The organism is Pseudomonas sp. P1_F1_2, from assembly GCF_056405815.1.
This window is the reverse complement of the sequence record NZ_JBFUBK010000075.1, coordinates 15,718-31,171: the sequence shown is the minus strand read 5'-3', so window position 1 is coordinate 31,171 and position 15,454 is coordinate 15,718. Positions and strand designations below refer to the sequence as shown.

At 59.1% G+C, this 15,454-nt stretch carries 17 protein-coding genes; 9 read left to right on the top strand and 8 right to left on the bottom strand.

Annotated elements, in window-relative coordinates; translation table 11 throughout:
• Both AC1D2P_RS20905 and AC1D2P_RS20900 read right to left on the bottom strand, forming a co-directional pair.
• A partial coding sequence (locus AC1D2P_RS20905) for a lipid-A-disaccharide synthase N-terminal domain-containing protein (protein WP_477811569.1) occupies positions 1–182 on the bottom strand: 182 nt, incomplete at its 3' end.
• Complete coding sequence (locus AC1D2P_RS20900; protein WP_109786649.1) at positions 179–919, bottom strand: glycosyltransferase family 2 protein; 741 nt, start codon at positions 917–919, stop codon at positions 179–181. The genes AC1D2P_RS20900 and AC1D2P_RS20905, both read right to left, overlap by 4 nt.
• A 312-nt stretch (positions 920–1,231) precedes the next feature.
• On the opposite strand from AC1D2P_RS20900, the gene AC1D2P_RS20895 reads away from it, so the two are divergent.
• Positions 1,232–1,879, top strand: coding sequence for a YceH family protein (locus tag AC1D2P_RS20895; RefSeq protein WP_223522519.1), 648 nt, complete (start codon positions 1,232–1,234; stop codon positions 1,877–1,879).
• A gap of 220 nt (positions 1,880–2,099) precedes the next feature.
• On the opposite strand, the gene AC1D2P_RS20890 is transcribed toward AC1D2P_RS20895, so the two are convergent.
• Both AC1D2P_RS20890 and AC1D2P_RS20885 read right to left on the bottom strand, forming a co-directional pair.
• On the bottom strand, positions 2,100–2,618 hold the full coding sequence (locus tag AC1D2P_RS20890) for a cupin domain-containing protein (protein ID WP_223522518.1): 519 nt from the start codon (positions 2,616–2,618) through the stop codon (positions 2,100–2,102).
• 9 nt (positions 2,619–2,627) lie between these two features.
• Positions 2,628–3,446, bottom strand: coding sequence for a shikimate 5-dehydrogenase (locus AC1D2P_RS20885; protein ID WP_223522517.1), 819 nt, complete (start codon positions 3,444–3,446; stop codon positions 2,628–2,630).
• A 246-nt stretch (positions 3,447–3,692) separates the two neighbouring features.
• On the opposite strand from AC1D2P_RS20885, the gene AC1D2P_RS20880 reads away from it, so the two are divergent.
• From AC1D2P_RS20880 to AC1D2P_RS20870, 3 genes are all read left to right on the top strand, one after another.
• On the top strand, positions 3,693–4,067 hold the full coding sequence (locus AC1D2P_RS20880) for a hypothetical protein (RefSeq protein ID WP_109786652.1): 375 nt from the start codon (positions 3,693–3,695) through the stop codon (positions 4,065–4,067).
• A gap of 231 nt (positions 4,068–4,298) precedes the next feature.
• Complete coding sequence (locus AC1D2P_RS20875) at positions 4,299–4,493, top strand: hypothetical protein (RefSeq protein ID WP_007944773.1); 195 nt, start codon at positions 4,299–4,301, stop codon at positions 4,491–4,493.
• A 100-nt stretch (positions 4,494–4,593) separates the two neighbouring features.
• Entirely contained in the window at positions 4,594–4,782 is a 189-nt protein-coding gene (locus tag AC1D2P_RS20870) for a hypothetical protein (protein ID WP_477758234.1), read from the top strand.
• Here the strand turns inward: AC1D2P_RS20870 and AC1D2P_RS20865 are convergent.
• Entirely contained in the window at positions 4,779–5,840 is a 1,062-nt protein-coding gene (locus AC1D2P_RS20865; RefSeq protein WP_477758233.1) for an AI-2E family transporter, read from the bottom strand. The genes AC1D2P_RS20870 and AC1D2P_RS20865 overlap by 4 nt on opposite strands.
• Positions 5,841–6,018: 178 nt before the next feature.
• On the opposite strand from AC1D2P_RS20865, the gene trhP reads away from it, so the two are divergent.
• On the top strand, positions 6,019–7,344 hold the full coding sequence (trhP, locus tag AC1D2P_RS20860; RefSeq protein ID WP_077431767.1) for a prephenate-dependent tRNA uridine(34) hydroxylase TrhP: 1,326 nt from the start codon (positions 6,019–6,021) through the stop codon (positions 7,342–7,344).
• 42 nt (positions 7,345–7,386) lie between these two features.
• Here the strand turns inward: trhP and AC1D2P_RS20855 are convergent, their stop codons facing one another.
• A complete protein-coding gene (locus AC1D2P_RS20855; RefSeq protein ID WP_046032587.1) occupies positions 7,387–8,250 on the bottom strand; it encodes a LysR family transcriptional regulator in 864 nt (287 codons plus the stop codon).
• Positions 8,251–8,348: 98 nt separating this feature from the next.
• Here AC1D2P_RS20855 and AC1D2P_RS20850 point away from each other — a divergent pair, with 98 nt between their 5' ends.
• The gene (locus tag AC1D2P_RS20850; RefSeq protein ID WP_477758232.1) at positions 8,349–9,266 is read left to right on the top strand and encodes a DMT family transporter; all 918 of its coding nucleotides are present in this window, start codon (positions 8,349–8,351) and stop codon (positions 9,264–9,266) included.
• Between the two features lie 178 nt (positions 9,267–9,444).
• A complete protein-coding gene (locus AC1D2P_RS20845) occupies positions 9,445–10,764 on the top strand; it encodes a hypothetical protein (RefSeq protein ID WP_477758231.1) in 1,320 nt (439 codons plus the stop codon).
• A 41-nt stretch (positions 10,765–10,805) separates the two neighbouring features.
• Here the strand turns inward: AC1D2P_RS20845 and AC1D2P_RS20840 are convergent, their stop codons facing one another.
• On the bottom strand, positions 10,806–11,519 hold the full coding sequence (locus AC1D2P_RS20840; protein WP_077431764.1) for a FadR/GntR family transcriptional regulator: 714 nt from the start codon (positions 11,517–11,519) through the stop codon (positions 10,806–10,808).
• A gap of 280 nt (positions 11,520–11,799) precedes the next feature.
• Here AC1D2P_RS20840 and AC1D2P_RS20835 point away from each other — a divergent pair, with 280 nt between their 5' ends.
• Both AC1D2P_RS20835 and gudD read left to right on the top strand, forming a co-directional pair.
• A complete protein-coding gene (locus tag AC1D2P_RS20835; RefSeq protein ID WP_477811568.1) occupies positions 11,800–13,146 on the top strand; it encodes an MFS transporter in 1,347 nt (448 codons plus the stop codon).
• A 24-nt stretch (positions 13,147–13,170) separates the two neighbouring features.
• Positions 13,171–14,514 carry a glucarate dehydratase gene (gene gudD / locus AC1D2P_RS20830; protein ID WP_223522513.1) on the top strand — a complete coding sequence of 448 codons (1,344 nt, stop codon included), beginning with the start codon at positions 13,171–13,173 and terminating at the stop codon, positions 14,512–14,514.
• Here gudD and AC1D2P_RS20825 read toward each other — a convergent pair.
• The gene (locus tag AC1D2P_RS20825) at positions 14,511–15,404 is read right to left on the bottom strand and encodes a LysR family transcriptional regulator (protein WP_477811567.1); all 894 of its coding nucleotides are present in this window, start codon (positions 15,402–15,404) and stop codon (positions 14,511–14,513) included. The genes gudD and AC1D2P_RS20825 overlap by 4 nt on opposite strands.
• Positions 15,405–15,454 lie beyond the last annotated feature (50 nt).

Sequence of the window (15,454 nt, the reverse complement as noted above, 5' to 3'; positions counted from 1 at the left end):
CGGTAAATGGCGTACGCGAGCAACAGGGTGCTGCCGACGATGCTCAGGTACCAGAAGCTCACCGGGATCACGCTGCGTTTTTTGTACTCGCTGTACAGCCACTGCAGGATAAAGCGGCCGGTAAAGGCGATCTGGCCAATAAAACCGACTGCCAGCCACATGGCTTCGCGGGAAAGATTCATCCTTCAATCTCCTGCGCATGGGTGTTCAGGCGCGTGCGTTTGATCAGCCACCAGACGCCGATCAGGTCGAGAATGCCCACTAGGGCGCGGTCGAGATTGCCGTACTTGGACACCCCGGCGGTGCGCGGTCGGTGGTTGACCGGATGAACGATCATTCGGCCGTTATGGCGCTGGATCAGCGCCGGGATATAGCGATGCATGTGGTCGAAGTACGGCAGGCGCAAAAACGCCGCACGCTCGATCAACTTCAAGCCGCACCCCGTGTCCGGGGTGGAATCCTTGAGCAGGCGACTGCGCAGGCCGTTGGCGAAACGCGAAGCCCAGCGCTTGCTCGCGGTATCACGGCGATTGACCCGGTGCCCGGCCACCAACTGTACATCGACGCGTCCCGGCTCACCGCGCACCAGCGCCAGCATACCGGGGATGTCCGCCGGGTCGTTTTGCCCGTCGCCATCGAGTGTGGCCAACCACTGTCCACGCGCCTCGAACGCCGCGTGGTAAAGCGAAGTGCTCTGCCCCAGCGAACGTTCATGGTGCAGGATGCGCAATGCGTCCAGCCCGTTGTGCCGCATTTGCCGCAGCTCGTGCAAGGTGGCATCGGTGCTGCCATCGTCAACGACGATGATTTCGTAAGCCTCATCGGCCAACGCCACGCGGATTTCCTCAAGCAGTGGCCTGAGGTTGTTTGCTTCGTTTTTGGCTGGAATCAGTACAGATACAAAAATGTCTTGGTTCATGGAGTCTCTCTCGCCTTTATTGGTTTTTTGTAAGCAGAGGCGAATGAAGGTGTCGTACACCGAGTGACTCGATGCATGGGGCAGAAGTTCGGGGGCGATACAGCCAATGACCACAACGCCGTGAATGGCGCGCGCGACGTCGCGCGAGCCCGCATAAGGTGCCCGCGCATTTGTAAAAAAGTCGTTAATATTTCATTTAGGTTTCGTCATCGTTATGGCGCAGGCACAACGAATTCAGTTGCCATTGGCGCTCGCCCCTCTAAAGTGCATCCAGGCACGTGAAAAACATGAACCGGGCAAGGATTCGCAACCATGAACACTGAGCAAGAAACGACCTCTGACGGACCGCGGCTTAACAGCGCGGAAATCCGAATTTTGGGCTCGCTGATCGAGAAACAGGCCACCAGCCCCGAAACGTATCCGCTGACCCTCAATGCCCTGGTGATCGCCTGCAACCAGAAAACCAGCCGCGAACCGGTGATGAACCTGACCCAGGGTCAGGTCGGCCAGAGCCTGCGGGCGCTGGAAGGACGCGGCTTCGCCAAACTGGTGATGGGCAGCCGCGCGGATCGCTGGGAGCACAAGGTCGACAAAGCCCTGGAACTGGTGCCGGCACAAGTGATTTTGACAGGCCTGTTGTTCTTGCGCGGCCCGCAGACGACCAATGAATTACTGACCCGCAGCGGGCGCATGCATGAGTTTGAAGACGCCGAACAGGTGGTGCATCAGCTGGAGCGTTTGATTGCCCGGGGCTTGGCACTGTTGATTCCAAAGCAGGCCGGCCAGCGGGAGGACCGGTATATGCATGCGTTGGGCGATCCGGCAGACATCGAGGTGATTCTGGCGGCACGGCACAATCCGGTGGAGCGAGGCAATGCCAGCGGGGTGTCGGTTGAGCGAATCGAAGAGCTTGAAGCGCGAATTGCCGCGCTGGAAGAACGCCTGGCGCGCCTCGAATAACCCGTAGCAGCTCGTCCGGCTTGTAGCAGCCGTCGAGCAGCGCGAGGCTGCGTCCGGCTTGTAGCAGCTGTCGAGCCGCGCGAGGCTGCGTCCGGCGGCGAAGCCGTCGTGAGTCAGGCTAACGCTGTCTGTCTGAAACACCGCAAGTTCTGGTTCAGCGCCTGCTTCGCAGTCGGACGCAGCCTCGCGCTGCTCGACAGCTGCTACACGCTGCTACAGGTTACTCACCGTCCCAATAATCCACGCCGTCGCCCGGCCGGGCGATGGCAACGAAGCCCGAAGCATTGCCCTCGGCATCCACCTTGAAATCATCCATCACCGCATATTTACCGGAATCCGGGTACTCGCAAATTTCCGGTGATTGCTGGGTGCTCACCGCCAGATAGCGCAGTTCAGCGTTGCTGGTATTGATGATCTGATGCGCCGCTTCCGGACCACCTGGCGGACAAGCAATCACGTCGCCCGCACGGATGGGAAAACGCTCGGTCCCGAGGCGTACCTCCCCTGCCCCGGCCACGACGTAAAACATCTCCTCGTTGACCCGATGGCTATGAAACGGGCTGCCACGCATGCCCGGTTCCAGCGCATACAGCCGATACCCAAGCTTTTGCGCGCCCAATTGCTGGCCAACGCGGGCGAAACGCTGCTGGTAGCGACCGGCCGTGTCGCCGGTAGGAGCCAGGGCTTCGGGCAACGGTTCAAGATCGACCTGGTTCAGATTGAGAATGCGCGGGTGCATAGGCACCTCCTAGCTGCGGGCAAATTCCACGGCTTTGTGAAACTGCTCATCCGTGGGCCTTACACCGGTGTACAACACAAACTGCTCCAGTGCCTGGATCGCGATCACTTCCAGCCCCGTGATGACTCGCTTGCCTTGCGCACGACCGCTCACGATCAGCGGCGTTTCCGAGGGAATTGCCACCACATCGAAGACAGTCTGCGCGCTGGCAATCGCGTGCGCATCAAACGCCAGTTGATCAGCTTCCGGACCGCCCGTCATGCCAATCGGTGTGACGTTGATCAGCATTTGCGGGCGCTGTGCGCCCAGTTCCGCTTGCCATTTGTAGCCCAGCGACTCAGCCAGGGCGCGTCCGGCGCGTTCATTTCGGGCGACGATCAAACCGTTTTTGTAGCCGCCATCACGCAACGCGCTGGCCACGGCCTTGGCCATGCCGCCGCTGCCGCGCAGGGCAAAGGTCGACTCTTTGGGCACTTCGTGGGTCTTGAGCAGTTGTTCGATGGCAATGTAATCGGTGTTGTACGCCTTTAAATGGCCATCGGTATTAACGATGGTGTTGATTGATTGAATGGCCGCCGCCGAGGCGTCCAGTTCATCAACCAGCTCGATACACGCTTCCTTGAACGGCATCGACACCCCGCAGCCACGAATGCCCAAGGCGCGAATACCGCCGACAGCGCCGGGCAAATCCTGGCTGCTGAAGGCCTTGTAATAGAAATTCAGGCCCAGTTGTTCATACAGATGATTGTGAAACCGCAGGCCGAAGTTGCCGGGGCGCCCCGAGAGCGACATGCACAGCTGAGTGTCTCGGTTGGGGTTCATCTGCATGAAACTTTCTCCTTCAATAGCACTTTCAGATGGACGGGATTAGCCAATCCATCGGGTCTGATCGATCATAATCAAAGGCCTGCGCGAGGTAGCGCGGGTCCGTCAGGAAACCGGTACAGACCTTACACAAAATTTACCTATCGGCCGTGCTGTTTTTCAAAAAAAAGCTGTCTTAGAGGTATCCCCGCGACAATCCTTGGGTCTATTGCAGACGCAAGCGCCGGGTCGAAAAGACGAGGATTTATCATGAACCGTAAAATCACCACAGTGGCCTTGCTGATCGGCGCACTCGCTGTCGCAGGGCAGGCACAAGCCCATGGCGGTGGTTGTGGTAACTGCTGGCAAGGTCCGGCGATTTTTGGTGCGCTCGTCGGCTCGGCCATTGTCGGTTCGGCCGTGATCAACGCCAACCGGCCGGTCTATGTTCAACAACCGGTTTACGCTCAGCCGGCGCCGGTTTACATGCAACAACCGCCACCGGTTTATTACCAGCCTGCACCGGTCTACGTGCAACAGCCGGTCTACTACGCCCCGGCACCGGTTTACTACGGTCCGCCACGTGGTTATTACGGCCCGCCGCGCGGTTACTATGGCCCTCCCCGTGGTTATGGCCACTGGTAACAGCATTCCCCGGCCCCGCCTCAACAGCGGGGCTTTTTTGTGACCGTTCGTCGGCGAACGTCTGGATAAATCGCGTCAAGGTCGCTGTGGGGACAGAGTGGGTGGTTCAAATGGGCAAGATTGACATGACCCGCCCTCGCCTTGCGCCAAACGGTCATATTTTTGTCATATCAGGTCCGCAAGCTTGGATCTGTCCGCAAACAACAGGTTGATAACAACAAGGACGACCTCATGCCTACGCAAAACCCGCACCGCATTGTCGGTTTGTGCACTTCCAGCAAGGTGTACAACGCTTTGACCGAACTCAAGCACCTGGAAGGCCATCGCAGCGCCAAGTTTCTTTCGCTGCTGGCGGAAAACCTGGTACGCAAGGGCCTGCTCAACGAACACGAAGTGGTTCACATGCTGGATCTGGTCGTCGACTGAGGCGAACACTCATCGGCGTCAATGACCACTATCGAACGTGTTGATTGTCCGTTCCTGCGCGACGTCCTTAAGGTAGCTCCATAGATTGATGGAGGTACTTATGTCCCAGGTTCAGATCATGTCCGTTATCGGCAGCGCCGTTCCCTCATCGCTTAGAGAGCTGGGTTTGCTTGCCTGTTGGTATCTGGTGCAGGACGGCGAAGCGATCAGCGGTCCGCTCACCTCGCTACCCGCCGCCCAGGCCTTGTCGCAGCGCATCGGCCAAGGCCAAGGCCTGCTCAGCGCCTAAGGCAACTGCACCCGCGGTTTGGTTTCGATGAAAATGTCCCAACTCGACATGAACAGGGCCGCGATCAGCGGCCCGATAACGAAACCATTGAGGCCAAAGATCGCCAGACCGCCCAGTGTCGAGATGAGGATGAGGTAGTCCGGCATCTTGGTGTCCTTGCCCACCAGGATCGGTCGCAAGACGTTATCCACCAGGCCAATCACAAAAACCCCGTACAGCCCCAACGCCACACCCTGCCAGATCGCCCCGCTGAGCAGGAATAACGCCGCCACCGGCGCCCAGACGATCCCTGCCCCCACCGCTGGCAACAGCGACAAAAACGCCATCAGCACCGCCCAGAGCAACGCGCTCGGGATGTCCAGAAACCAGAATATTGCCCCACCCAAAGCGCCCTGCGTGATCGCCACCAGCAGGTTGCCCTTGACCGTCGCCCGCACCACGCGATTGAACTTGAGTTGCAAGCGCCGCTTCTGGTGCTCCTCCAGCGGCACCGCCGCGCGAACCTTGCGTGCCAGTTCGGCGCCGTCACGCAAAAAGAAATAGAGCAAATACAGCATGATGAAAAAACTCACCACAAAATCAAACGTGCCCTGGCCGAAGCTGAACGCCTGAGTGGCGAAAAACTCATTGCCCGTCACCGCGTTCTTGATGATTTTCTCCCGCAGCCCGCTCAATTCGCCCACCCCGAACCGGTCAAGCAGGTGCTGGAAGTACGGCGGCAGGCTGTGCTTGAAATGCGAGACGAACCCGGCGATATCCAGCTCACCACTTTCGATGCTTTTGTACAGCGTGGTCCCCTCTTGAACCAGCAGGAAGCCAAGGATGATCACCGGCAGGATCGCAATCACCAGACAGATACTGAGCGTGAACAGTGACGTCAGGTTGCGCTCCCACCCCAGCTTCAATTGCAATCGGCGCTGCATCGGCGCAAAGAGGATGCCGAGGATCACCGCCCAAAACACCGCACCGTAAAACGGCAGCAGAATCCAGATGAAGGCGGCGGTCACCAGCCATAGCAAGATCACCAGTGATCGGTTGTGTACGGTTTCTTCGCTCATGTCCGGTCCGTGTCAGTGCGCAGGGGGACGCAGGCTCTTGTACTGACGAGCCTTTCTGATACTTAGTCCGCCACGGTTCGCGCGAGTGCCATCCGTTTGTTCATCAAGCATAGATCCAGATCAATAAACCCCTCGGGCAAGCCGATTACGCTCCCTGGCTTTTGCGACCGACACTGCCATGACTCCCCTCGCCCCCGAACTGCTCGCCCCTGCCGGCACCTTGAAAAACATGCGTTATGCCTTCGCCTACGGCGCCGATGCGGTGTACGCCGGCCAGCCGCGCTACAGCTTGCGGGTACGCAATAACGAATTCGATCACGCCAACCTCGCCCTCGGCATCAAGGAGGCCCAGGCCCAGGGCAAGCGTTTTTACGTGGTGGTGAACATTGCGCCGCATAACGCCAAGCTCAAGACCTTCCTCAAGGACCTGGCACCCGTAATCGCCATGGCGCCGGACGCGCTGATCATGTCGGATCCGGGCCTGATCATGCTGGTGCGGCGACACTTTGCGCAGATGCCGATTCATCTGTCGGTGCAGGCCAACACCGTGAACTGGGCCAGTGTCGAGTTCTGGCAGCAACAGGGGTTGAGCCGGATCATCCTGTCRCGGGAACTCTCGCTGGAAGAAATCGGCGAAATCCGCGAACAGGTGCCGGCCATGGAGCTGGAGGTGTTTGTCCATGGCGCGTTGTGCATGGCCTATTCCGGGCGCTGCCTGTTGTCGGGCTACATGAACAAGCGCGATGCCAATCAAGGCAGTTGCACCAACGCCTGCCGCTGGAAATACTCGGCGCAGGAGGCCACGGAAAATCAGCTCGGCGAAATCGTCCAGCAATATCAACCCGAACCGACCCTGGGCCTCGGCGCCCCCACCGACCAGGTGTTCCTGTTGCAGGAAGCCAATCGGCCAGACGAACTGATGCCGGCCTTCGAGGACGAACACGGCACCTACATCATGAACGCCAAGGACCTGCGCGCCGTTCAGCACGTCGAGCGTCTGACGCACATGGGCGTGCACTCGCTGAAAATCGAAGGCCGGACCAAGTCCCATTTTTATTGCGCGCGCACTACGCAGGTGTATCGCCGGGCCATCGACGACGCCGTGGCCGGGCAAGCATTCGACCGCAGCCTGATGACCGACCTGGAGTCGTTGGCGCAGCGTGGCTACACCGAAGGATTTTTGCGACGGCATGTGCATGACGAATACCAGAACTACCAGAACGGCAGCTCGGTGTCGGAACGACAGCAGTTTGTCGGTGAACTGACCGGAGAGCGCCGCGATCGGCTGGCTGAGGTCAAGGTGAAAAACCGCTTTGGCCTGGGCGATCACATGGAACTGATGACCCCCAAGGGCAACTTCCATTTCGATTTACATCAGCTTCAGAACGCCAAAGGCGAACCGATTGAAGTCGCGCCGGGGGATGGGCACACGGTGTACTTGCCGATTCCGGATGCGGTGGATCTGAACTTCGGATTGCTGATGCGCGACGTCCGCGTGACCTGAGCTCCAAACACGAACGGAACCCTGTGGGAGCGAGTTTGCCAGTCACGCGAACTCCTCGCGCAGCATCGCCACAAACGCTTCGCGCGCCGGGTGAACCCCGGCGTTTTCATGCCAGTAAAACAAATTGTCGATAGCCGTCAGCTCAGGAAATTCATACCCCGCGCACCCCGCCCCCTTGGCGTACTGATCAAACACCCCTTTGGGCACTAACGCGACACCGGCACCCGCGCTGACACACCCGACAATCGCGCCATAACTCGCCAGACTGACAATCGGCAGCGCCAGCCCCTGACGCAACAACCAATGTTCCAGCGCCGCCCGATACGGACAACCCTGGGGCCACATGAAGACGGTCTTGTCCTGCAAATCCGCAATGCTGTGCACCGCTCCCAGCGACGTTGAGGCAATCAACAAAAGCTCTTCGCGGTACATCGGTGTGCGCTTGAGTTGAGCGCGCTCGACATCCACGGCGACGATGGCGCCGTCGAGCCGGTGGTTGAGTGTGTCGTCGAGCAATTGGCCCCAGCTGCCCGTGGTCAATTCCAGCGCAACTGCGGGATAGCGCTTGTGGAATTTCGCCAGCAGCCGCGGTAAGCGACCGGTGGCCGAGGACTCGATGGCGCCGATGCGCAGCGGCCCGGAGGGGTCGGCTGACGGGTCCAATGCGCGCTTGGCCTCAACGGTCAGCGCCAGAATTTTTGAGGCGTAGGACAAAAACGTTTGCCCCGCCGCGCTGATGCGCAGCCCTCGACCCTCGCGCAGAAACAGCGCCACCCCCAATTCCGTCTCCAGCGCCTTGATCCGCGCCGTGATATTGGACGGCACGCAATGCAGCAACTCGGCGGCCCGGGCGATGCTGCCGACATCGGCCACGGTCTTGAACATGCGAATCTGCGCCAGCTCCATAATCATCACCAAAAGTGAACGGTCTACGCAGTATAAGTCAGTTGTGGAGAGCAATCTGAGTTCTGATACTCAATGCACCTACCTGATGGTGCACGACCATGAATTCACGCACGCACGCTCCCCGCTCGCCCTGGAAAATCATCCTCGCGATGGCTTTTGTCGTCGCGTGCTGGGGCTATTCACCGACCGGCATTCATATCGGATTGCAGGCCTATGACCCCGGACACCTGGCACTGCTGAGGTTTCTGATGGCCTCGGTGTTCATGGCGGTCGTCGCCGCGTTCAAAGGCATCCGCCTGCCCAGGCCTCGCGACCTGCCGTGGCTGGTTGCTCTCGGTTTTTTCGCGGTGAGCCTGCATCACGTCGTACTGAACATAGGCCAGCAGCATGTCACTGCCGGGGCTTCCAGCGTGTTGGCACAATCGACACCGTTGTTCAGCACGCTGCTGGCGCGTTTTGTGTTCAAGGATCGGGTCAGCTTCTGGCGCTGGGGCTGCATCGTGTCGGGAATGATTGGCGTGGTGATTGTGGTGGCCGGTGATCACGGACTGGGCGGCCTCGATGTTTACGGTTTGTTGATCTTGCTGGCAGCAGTGTCCTGGAGTTTTTACTTCGCCTTGCAGAAGCATCATTCCACGCGCTATGACGGCCTGACGCTGGTGTGTTACACGGTCTGGTCGGGCACGGCGTTGTTATTGATTTACCTGCCGGGATTGGCCAGCGAGGTCGTCAGCGCACCGGTTCATGTGCAGTGGGCGGTGCTGGCGTTGGGCATATTTCCCAGTGCGCTCGCCTATCTGGCGTGGGCGTTTGTACTGGCCCATGTGGACTTGAGCCGCGCAACCATGACGCTGTATCTGATCCCGCCGACCGCGATGGCCATCGCCGCTTACGCCTTGGGTGAACAGCCAACACTGATGTTCGGCGTCGGCGCCCTCGTGATTTTGATCAGTGTGCTGGCATTGAATATGGAACGACGCGCCACCGTTACCGCGAGCGGCCCGGTGCGCCCCTGAACGGCGGTAGCGCCGGGTTAAAGAATTACTGGGGGCTGCCGACCTTTTCAGTTCACATGTATGTGGCACTTATCACCATGGATTGCCTATGACCCGCTTTGTTGTTATCGGTTTGCTGACGTTGATTTCAGGTTGCGCCAGCAAGCCAGTACCTGCCCCCGCGCCCAAGATACCGCCCATGACAACGGAGGAAATGCTCGACGAGCCACTGCTGACTCACTCGGTCATGCGTGATGCAGACCTGCTCAGCTATCTGGTGAGCATTCCCGAGCGAAACATGAAAAACACGCAATCAACCTTGCAGATGCAAGCCAACTGCGACGCCACCGGTGCCACCGCCCTGTTCCTCGACACACGTATCGTCTCCGGTTCCAGCACCGGGTCCTACAAGTCGCCCAAGAACACTCCATTGTCTGCGCCACTGCTGGCACGCCTGGCGCAGAACCCGAGCTTCGTCGAAGCCTGCGCGGAAACGCCCCCTGCGGATTGGCGCGTGGCCTTGGGCGGCGACACGGAACGCCGGCTGCTGATCGACCGCAATAGCCTCAAGACACAAGGCAGTTCCGTGTTGTTCTGGGGCGCGATTGATGAGCCGGCATTGCTCACCGACGCGAGCTATAAAGTGTTATTCGGACAAACTCGCGGCCGTTATCAAGTCGATTGCAAGGGCCAGACCTACCGCGTATTGAGCGAGTTCAAACTGGACGAAAAAGACCAGATCACCCGAGGAACGCTGCTTGCCGACGCCCCGCAAACAACCTTCGAGCAAGGTGCGGATGTCCGGCCTTTGTTGAAAGCGGCCTGCGCCCCGGCCTCCCAACTGTCGACCCTGGCGCCCTACTCTCCCCGCCGTAAAGTGGCGCAGGTCTATCAATCCAGACCCGTTGCGACAAACGTACTCAAGTCGATTGCCGACCTGAACCTGGCACCGCCGGCCAAGGCGATCAAAAAGATCGAGATTCACTCGAAAAACGTCGGGTACTTGGGTGGCGCGCCGTCACAAAGCGAGCAACGCTACGAAATCGATCCACAAAGTGGCCAGTTGAAATTGCAGTGGCCTGGCAAGGTAATAGACACCTACTCGGTCAATTTCCGCGGGCTGTTGACGCTACGCCTCGACAGCCAATACACCGACCGAAAACTGCCCGTGTCATACGCAATCGATACCGAAAACCTCACATTCACCGGCGACTGGAGAACGATGGCTGTCGGTTCATCGTTGGGCTATCACATCACCCAACAGCGTCGCAGCACGCTCAAGGGCACCTCGCTCAACAGCGAAAAACTCGAGTGTGTGGTCGAACGCCAGATTGACGCCGTACAGGTCAACACTTCATTGCAAGGCGGCGCAAAAGAACTGGCGTGCACGATTGAAGGGGGTGAGCTCAAAGTGAGCGTGACGATGTATTACCTTCAGGATTACGGTTACTTCTTCCGGTCGCGCTATCAGGCTGGATCGATAACGGATGTGCGAACGACCTTGCTAGCTATCGAGTGAACTGACACAGAACCTGTGGCAAGCGCCTTCGCCACACAGTTTCAGCCACCCGGTGAAAACCGGTCGCGGCTGTTGGTCAGGTGCAGCCACATCGCCGCACGCGCCGCATCCGGGTCTTGCCGTTTGATGGCATTGAGAATCGCCTCGTGCTCGAGGTTGGCAAGCTGCCCGAGCTTGCTCAAATCTGCCGCACCGCGCTCGACGGCGTTGACGCGAGTCCGGGGAATCATCGCACTGCCCAGGTGCTGCATGATTTCGGTGAAACACACATTGCCGGTGGCTTCGGCGATCAACAGGTGAAAACGCCTGTCAGCCTCGACGCAGCTGTCGTTATTGGCCAGCAGGCTTTGATAGTCGTCCAGCGCTTCACGCATGTGCGCCAACTGCGCCGGCGTACGGCGTGTCGCCGCCAGTGCGGCGGCCTGAGTTTCCAGGCCCATGCGCAATTCCAGAATGCTGCGCACCCCCAGTGCAGTGTCGACATTCAACCGCAACCCTTGCTCAGGGGCACGCTCCAGCACAAAGGTGCCGATCCCATGTCGGGTTTCCACCAGGCCTGAAGCCTGCAACTTCGAAAGCGCCTCGCGCACAACGGTGCGACTCACCCCATGCTCCTGAACAATCGTGTTCTCCGACGGCAGCTTGTCGCCCGGCGACATCTGCCCGAGCAGGATGCTCTGGGTCAACTTGGCCACCAGGTCATGGGCCAGGTTGTGAGTGCGCTTGCGGGCAGGCGCGTCGAAGTCTTCTTGCATGGCGATCATCCAGAAACAGGGCTGCTTGAATCGTAGCACTGCGCCGGGCAGGAATCTCGACTAAACCTCACCAGCTTGTATGACAACACTCAACAAAACAACCAAACAGCCCCTTTAAAGACACAAGCACAGCCCTGAAACAGAAGCCGCATCTGCCAAACAAGTGCCATTTTGTTGAGCAACACCTATTGCGAAGCCAAAAAACCTAGTTGTATGATGTCTATCAACAACGCAACACCAGATACACCCCGCATAACAATAACGAGTGGGAGAAAATCCAGTGAATACATCCATACCCGGGATGAACGATGGCATCGATTGCGCCTTGAAATCAGCCATCGCGAAAGTGAAACGACATGTCCTTCCGCTGTTCGTCATCATGTTCATCGTCAACTACATCGACCGTGTGAACATCGGTTTCGTCCGCGCCCACATGGAACATGACCTAGGGATTGGCGCTGCCGCCTACGGCCTCGGGGCCGGGCTGTTCTTCATCGGTTACGCGCTGTTCGAAGTCCCCTCCAACCTCCTCCTGCAAAAAGTCGGCGCACGAATCTGGCTGACCCGCATCATGCTGACCTGGGGCCTGGTGGCCGCTGGCATGGCGTTCATCCAGAACGAAACCCACTTCTACATCCTGCGATTCCTGCTGGGCGTGGCCGAAGCCGGATTTTTCCCGGGGGTGATTTATTACTTCACTCGCTGGCTGCCGGGGGTTGAGCGCGGCAAGGCGATTGCGATCTTCCTCAGTGGCTCGGCGATCGCGTCGCTGATCTCCGGCCCGCTGTCCGGGTTACTCCTGCAAATCAGCGGCTTTGGCCTGCATGGCTGGCAATGGATGTACTTCATTGAAGGGATGTTTTCGGTCGGGTTGTGCGTGTTCGTCTGGTTCTGGCTGGACTCCAAACCCCACGACACCAAATGGCTGAGCCGCGAAGAACAGGATGCGCTGGTCAATGCCATCGACGACGAGCAACAGGCCCRCGAAGCCGCGACACCGATCAAACCGTCGCTGGGCAAGCTGCTCAAGGATCGCCAGATCATTCTGTTTTGCCTGATCTACTTCTTTATCCAACTGACCATTTACGCGGCGACCTTCTGGCTGCCGAGCATCATCAAGAAGATGGGCGATCTCAGCGACATTCAGGTCGGGCTGTTCAACTCCATCCCGTGGTTGCTATCGATCGTCGGCATGTACGCGTTCGCAACGCTATCGACCAAGTGGAAACACCAGCAAGCCTGGGTCGCCGCCGCGCTGCTGATCGCCGCCGCCGGGATGTTCATGTCCACCACGGGCGGGCCGATCTTTGCCTTCGTTGCGATCTGCTTTGCCGCGCTGGGCTTCAAATCCGCTTCATCGCTGTTCTGGCCAATCCCGCAGGCGTATCTGGATGCGCGGATCGCCGCGGGCGTGATCGCGCTGATCAACTCGGTCGGCAACCTCGGCGGTTTCGTCGCACCGACCACCTTCGGCCTGCTGGAAGAACACACCGGCTCGATTCAGGGCGGGCTGTACGGGTTGGCAGCGACCTCAATCATCGCCGCGATCATTGTCTTCGCCGCCCGCAACAAACCGAAAACCGCGCCTACCACCGCACTGGGCAATCCAGCGCCCAATCACGCCTGATCTTTTGTTTTGAAGGATAAGAAAATGCACTCACAAGACACTGCAAAAGCGCCGATCATCACCAGCATGCAGGTGGTACCGGTGGCCGGCCACGATGGCATGCTGCTCAATCTGAGCGGCGCCCATGGCCCGTTTTTCACCCGCAACATCGTGATCCTCAAGGACAACGCCGGTCACACCGGTGTCGGCGAAGTCCCGGGTGGTGAGCGGATTCGCCAGACACTGGAAGACGCCCGCTCACTGGTCGTCGGCAGCCCGATTGGCACTTATCAGAAGATCCTTAATCAAGTGCGCCAGACCTTCGCCGATCGCGATGCCGGTGGTCGCGGTTTGCAGACGTTCGACCTGCGCATCACCATTCACGCGGTCACGGGACTTGAAGCCGCCCTGCTCGACTTGCTCGGCCAGCACCTCGACGTGCCGGTCGCCGCCCTGCTCGGCGAAGGTCAGCAGCGCGATGAAGTGAAAATGCTGGGTTATCTGTTTTACCTCGGTGATCGCCGGCAAACCGACCTGGCCTACCGCAGCGAACCGGAGGCCGACAACGACTGGTTCCGCATCCGTCACGAAAAAGCCATGACCGTCGACGCAGTGGTACGCCTGGCGGTCGCCGCGCACGACCGCTATGGCTTCAAGGACTTCAAACTCAAGGGCGGTGTGCTCAGCGGCGACGAGGAAATCGAAGCGGTCACCGCGCTGGCCGAACGCTTTCCGGATGCGCGAATTACGCTCGATCCGAATGGCGCATGGTCACTCAAGGAAGCGATCCGCCTGTGCCGGGACCAGCATCGCGTCCTCGCTTACGCCGAAGACCCATGCGGGGCGGAAAACGGTTACTCGGGCCGTGAAGTCATGGCCGAGTTCCGCCGTGCCACCGGCCTGAAAACCGCCACCAACATGATCGCCACCGACTGGCGGGAAATGGGCCACGCCATCCAATTGCAATCGGTCGACATTCCTCTGGCCGATCCGCATTTCTGGACGATGCAGGGCTCGGTTCGCGTGGCGCAGATGTGCCACGAATGGGGCCTGACCTGGGGATCGCATTCCAACAACCACTTCGATATTTCCCTGGCGATGTTCACCCACGTCGCAGCGGCCGCACCGGGCGACATCACCGCCATCGACACCCACTGGATCTGGCAGGACGGCCAGCGCCTGACCAAAGCTCCGCTGCAAATCGTCGGCGGCTGTGTGCAAGTGCCGAAGAAACCGGGGCTAGGGGTTGAACTGGACATGGATCAGTTGGCCAAGGCCCATGAGCTGTACAAAGGCATGGGGTTGGGCGCACGAGATGACAGCGTGGCGATGCAGTTTTTGATCCCGGGCTGGAAGTTCGATAACAAGCGGCCGTGCCTGGTGCGCTAATTCTCTGTCGTTATGTTTTGTTGGGCCGCTTGCAGCAGCCAGTCCTTGAACGCCGTCATGGCCGCCGTTTCAGTGCGGGACTGCAAGCGGGTCAGCCAGTAGCTGCCGGTAGTGATACCAATCGCGAAAGGCTGCTCGATTGCACCTGCCGCCAGTTGCCGGGAAAACATCAGCGGCGGCGCCAGTGCGATACCGGCGCCCTGAAGCGCGGCCTCCATCATCGCCAGTGAAGAGTCGAAAACGATGCTCTTGGCGGGCGGTGTATTGGCCGGTAATCCGCAGGCCTGAAACCACTCGGACCATTCGTCTGTACGGTAGGAACGTAACAAGGTTTGTTGCAACAGATCCTCAGGCGACTGCAATTGCCGGGCAAGTTCAGGAACGCATAACACCGACAGCGGCGCATCGATCAACCGCAACGCTTCAACGCCATGCCAGGCGCCGGCGCCAAATCGAATGGCGTAATCCAGACCTTCGGCGGCGACCTCCACACGGTTATTGTTGGTCGACAGGCGTAAATCTATGTACGGATGTTTCACATGAAAATCCGCCAGGCGTGGCAGCAACCACCCCACCGCAAACGTGCCCACCGCTCCCACCGATAACACCTCCCGATAATGCCCGCCTTCAAAGCGTTCGAGGGTTTCAGCGATTCGGTCGAAAGACTCGCGCAATACCGGCAGCAAGGTTTCCCCCTCGCTGGTCAGCATCAGCCCGCGTGGCAAGCGTTTGAACAGGGTCACGTTCAGTTGCGCCTCAAGACTTTTGACCTGATGACTCACCGCCGCCGGCGTCACGAACAGCTCCACCGCCGCCCGCGTGAAACTCAAATGACGCGCGGACGCCTCGAAAGCGCGCAATGCATTTAGCGGCAAGTGAGGACGAATCATGCCAACTCCATAATTTTTCTAATGGCTAACCCGAGATTTCGTCGTTTGTC

Excerpts from the sequence above, each read along its gene's own strand:
- AC1D2P_RS20900 (WP_109786649.1), bottom strand. The coding sequence starts at position 919 with ATGAACCAAGACATTTTTGTATCTGTACTGATTCCAGCCAAAAACGAA.
- AC1D2P_RS20895 (WP_223522519.1), top strand. The coding sequence starts at position 1,232 with ATGAACACTGAGCAAGAAACGACCTCTGACGGACCGCGGCTTAACAGC.
- AC1D2P_RS20890 (WP_223522518.1), bottom strand. The coding sequence starts at position 2,618 with ATGCACCCGCGCATTCTCAATCTGAACCAGGTCGATCTTGAACCGTTG.
- AC1D2P_RS20885 (WP_223522517.1), bottom strand. The coding sequence starts at position 3,446 with ATGCAGATGAACCCCAACCGAGACACTCAGCTGTGCATGTCGCTCTCG.
- AC1D2P_RS20880 (WP_109786652.1), top strand. The coding sequence starts at position 3,693 with ATGAACCGTAAAATCACCACAGTGGCCTTGCTGATCGGCGCACTCGCT.
- AC1D2P_RS20875 (WP_007944773.1), top strand. The coding sequence starts at position 4,299 with ATGCCTACGCAAAACCCGCACCGCATTGTCGGTTTGTGCACTTCCAGC.
- AC1D2P_RS20870 (WP_477758234.1), top strand. The coding sequence starts at position 4,594 with ATGTCCCAGGTTCAGATCATGTCCGTTATCGGCAGCGCCGTTCCCTCA.
- AC1D2P_RS20865 (WP_477758233.1), bottom strand. The coding sequence starts at position 5,840 with ATGAGCGAAGAAACCGTACACAACCGATCACTGGTGATCTTGCTATGG.
- AC1D2P_RS20855 (WP_046032587.1), bottom strand. The coding sequence starts at position 8,250 with ATGGAGCTGGCGCAGATTCGCATGTTCAAGACCGTGGCCGATGTCGGC.
- AC1D2P_RS20850 (WP_477758232.1), top strand. The coding sequence starts at position 8,349 with ATGAATTCACGCACGCACGCTCCCCGCTCGCCCTGGAAAATCATCCTC.
- AC1D2P_RS20845 (WP_477758231.1), top strand. The coding sequence starts at position 9,445 with ATGACAACGGAGGAAATGCTCGACGAGCCACTGCTGACTCACTCGGTC.
- AC1D2P_RS20840 (WP_077431764.1), bottom strand. The coding sequence starts at position 11,519 with ATGCAAGAAGACTTCGACGCGCCTGCCCGCAAGCGCACTCACAACCTG.
- gudD (WP_223522513.1), top strand. The coding sequence starts at position 13,171 with ATGCACTCACAAGACACTGCAAAAGCGCCGATCATCACCAGCATGCAG.
- AC1D2P_RS20825 (WP_477811567.1), bottom strand. The coding sequence starts at position 15,404 with ATGATTCGTCCTCACTTGCCGCTAAATGCATTGCGCGCTTTCGAGGCG.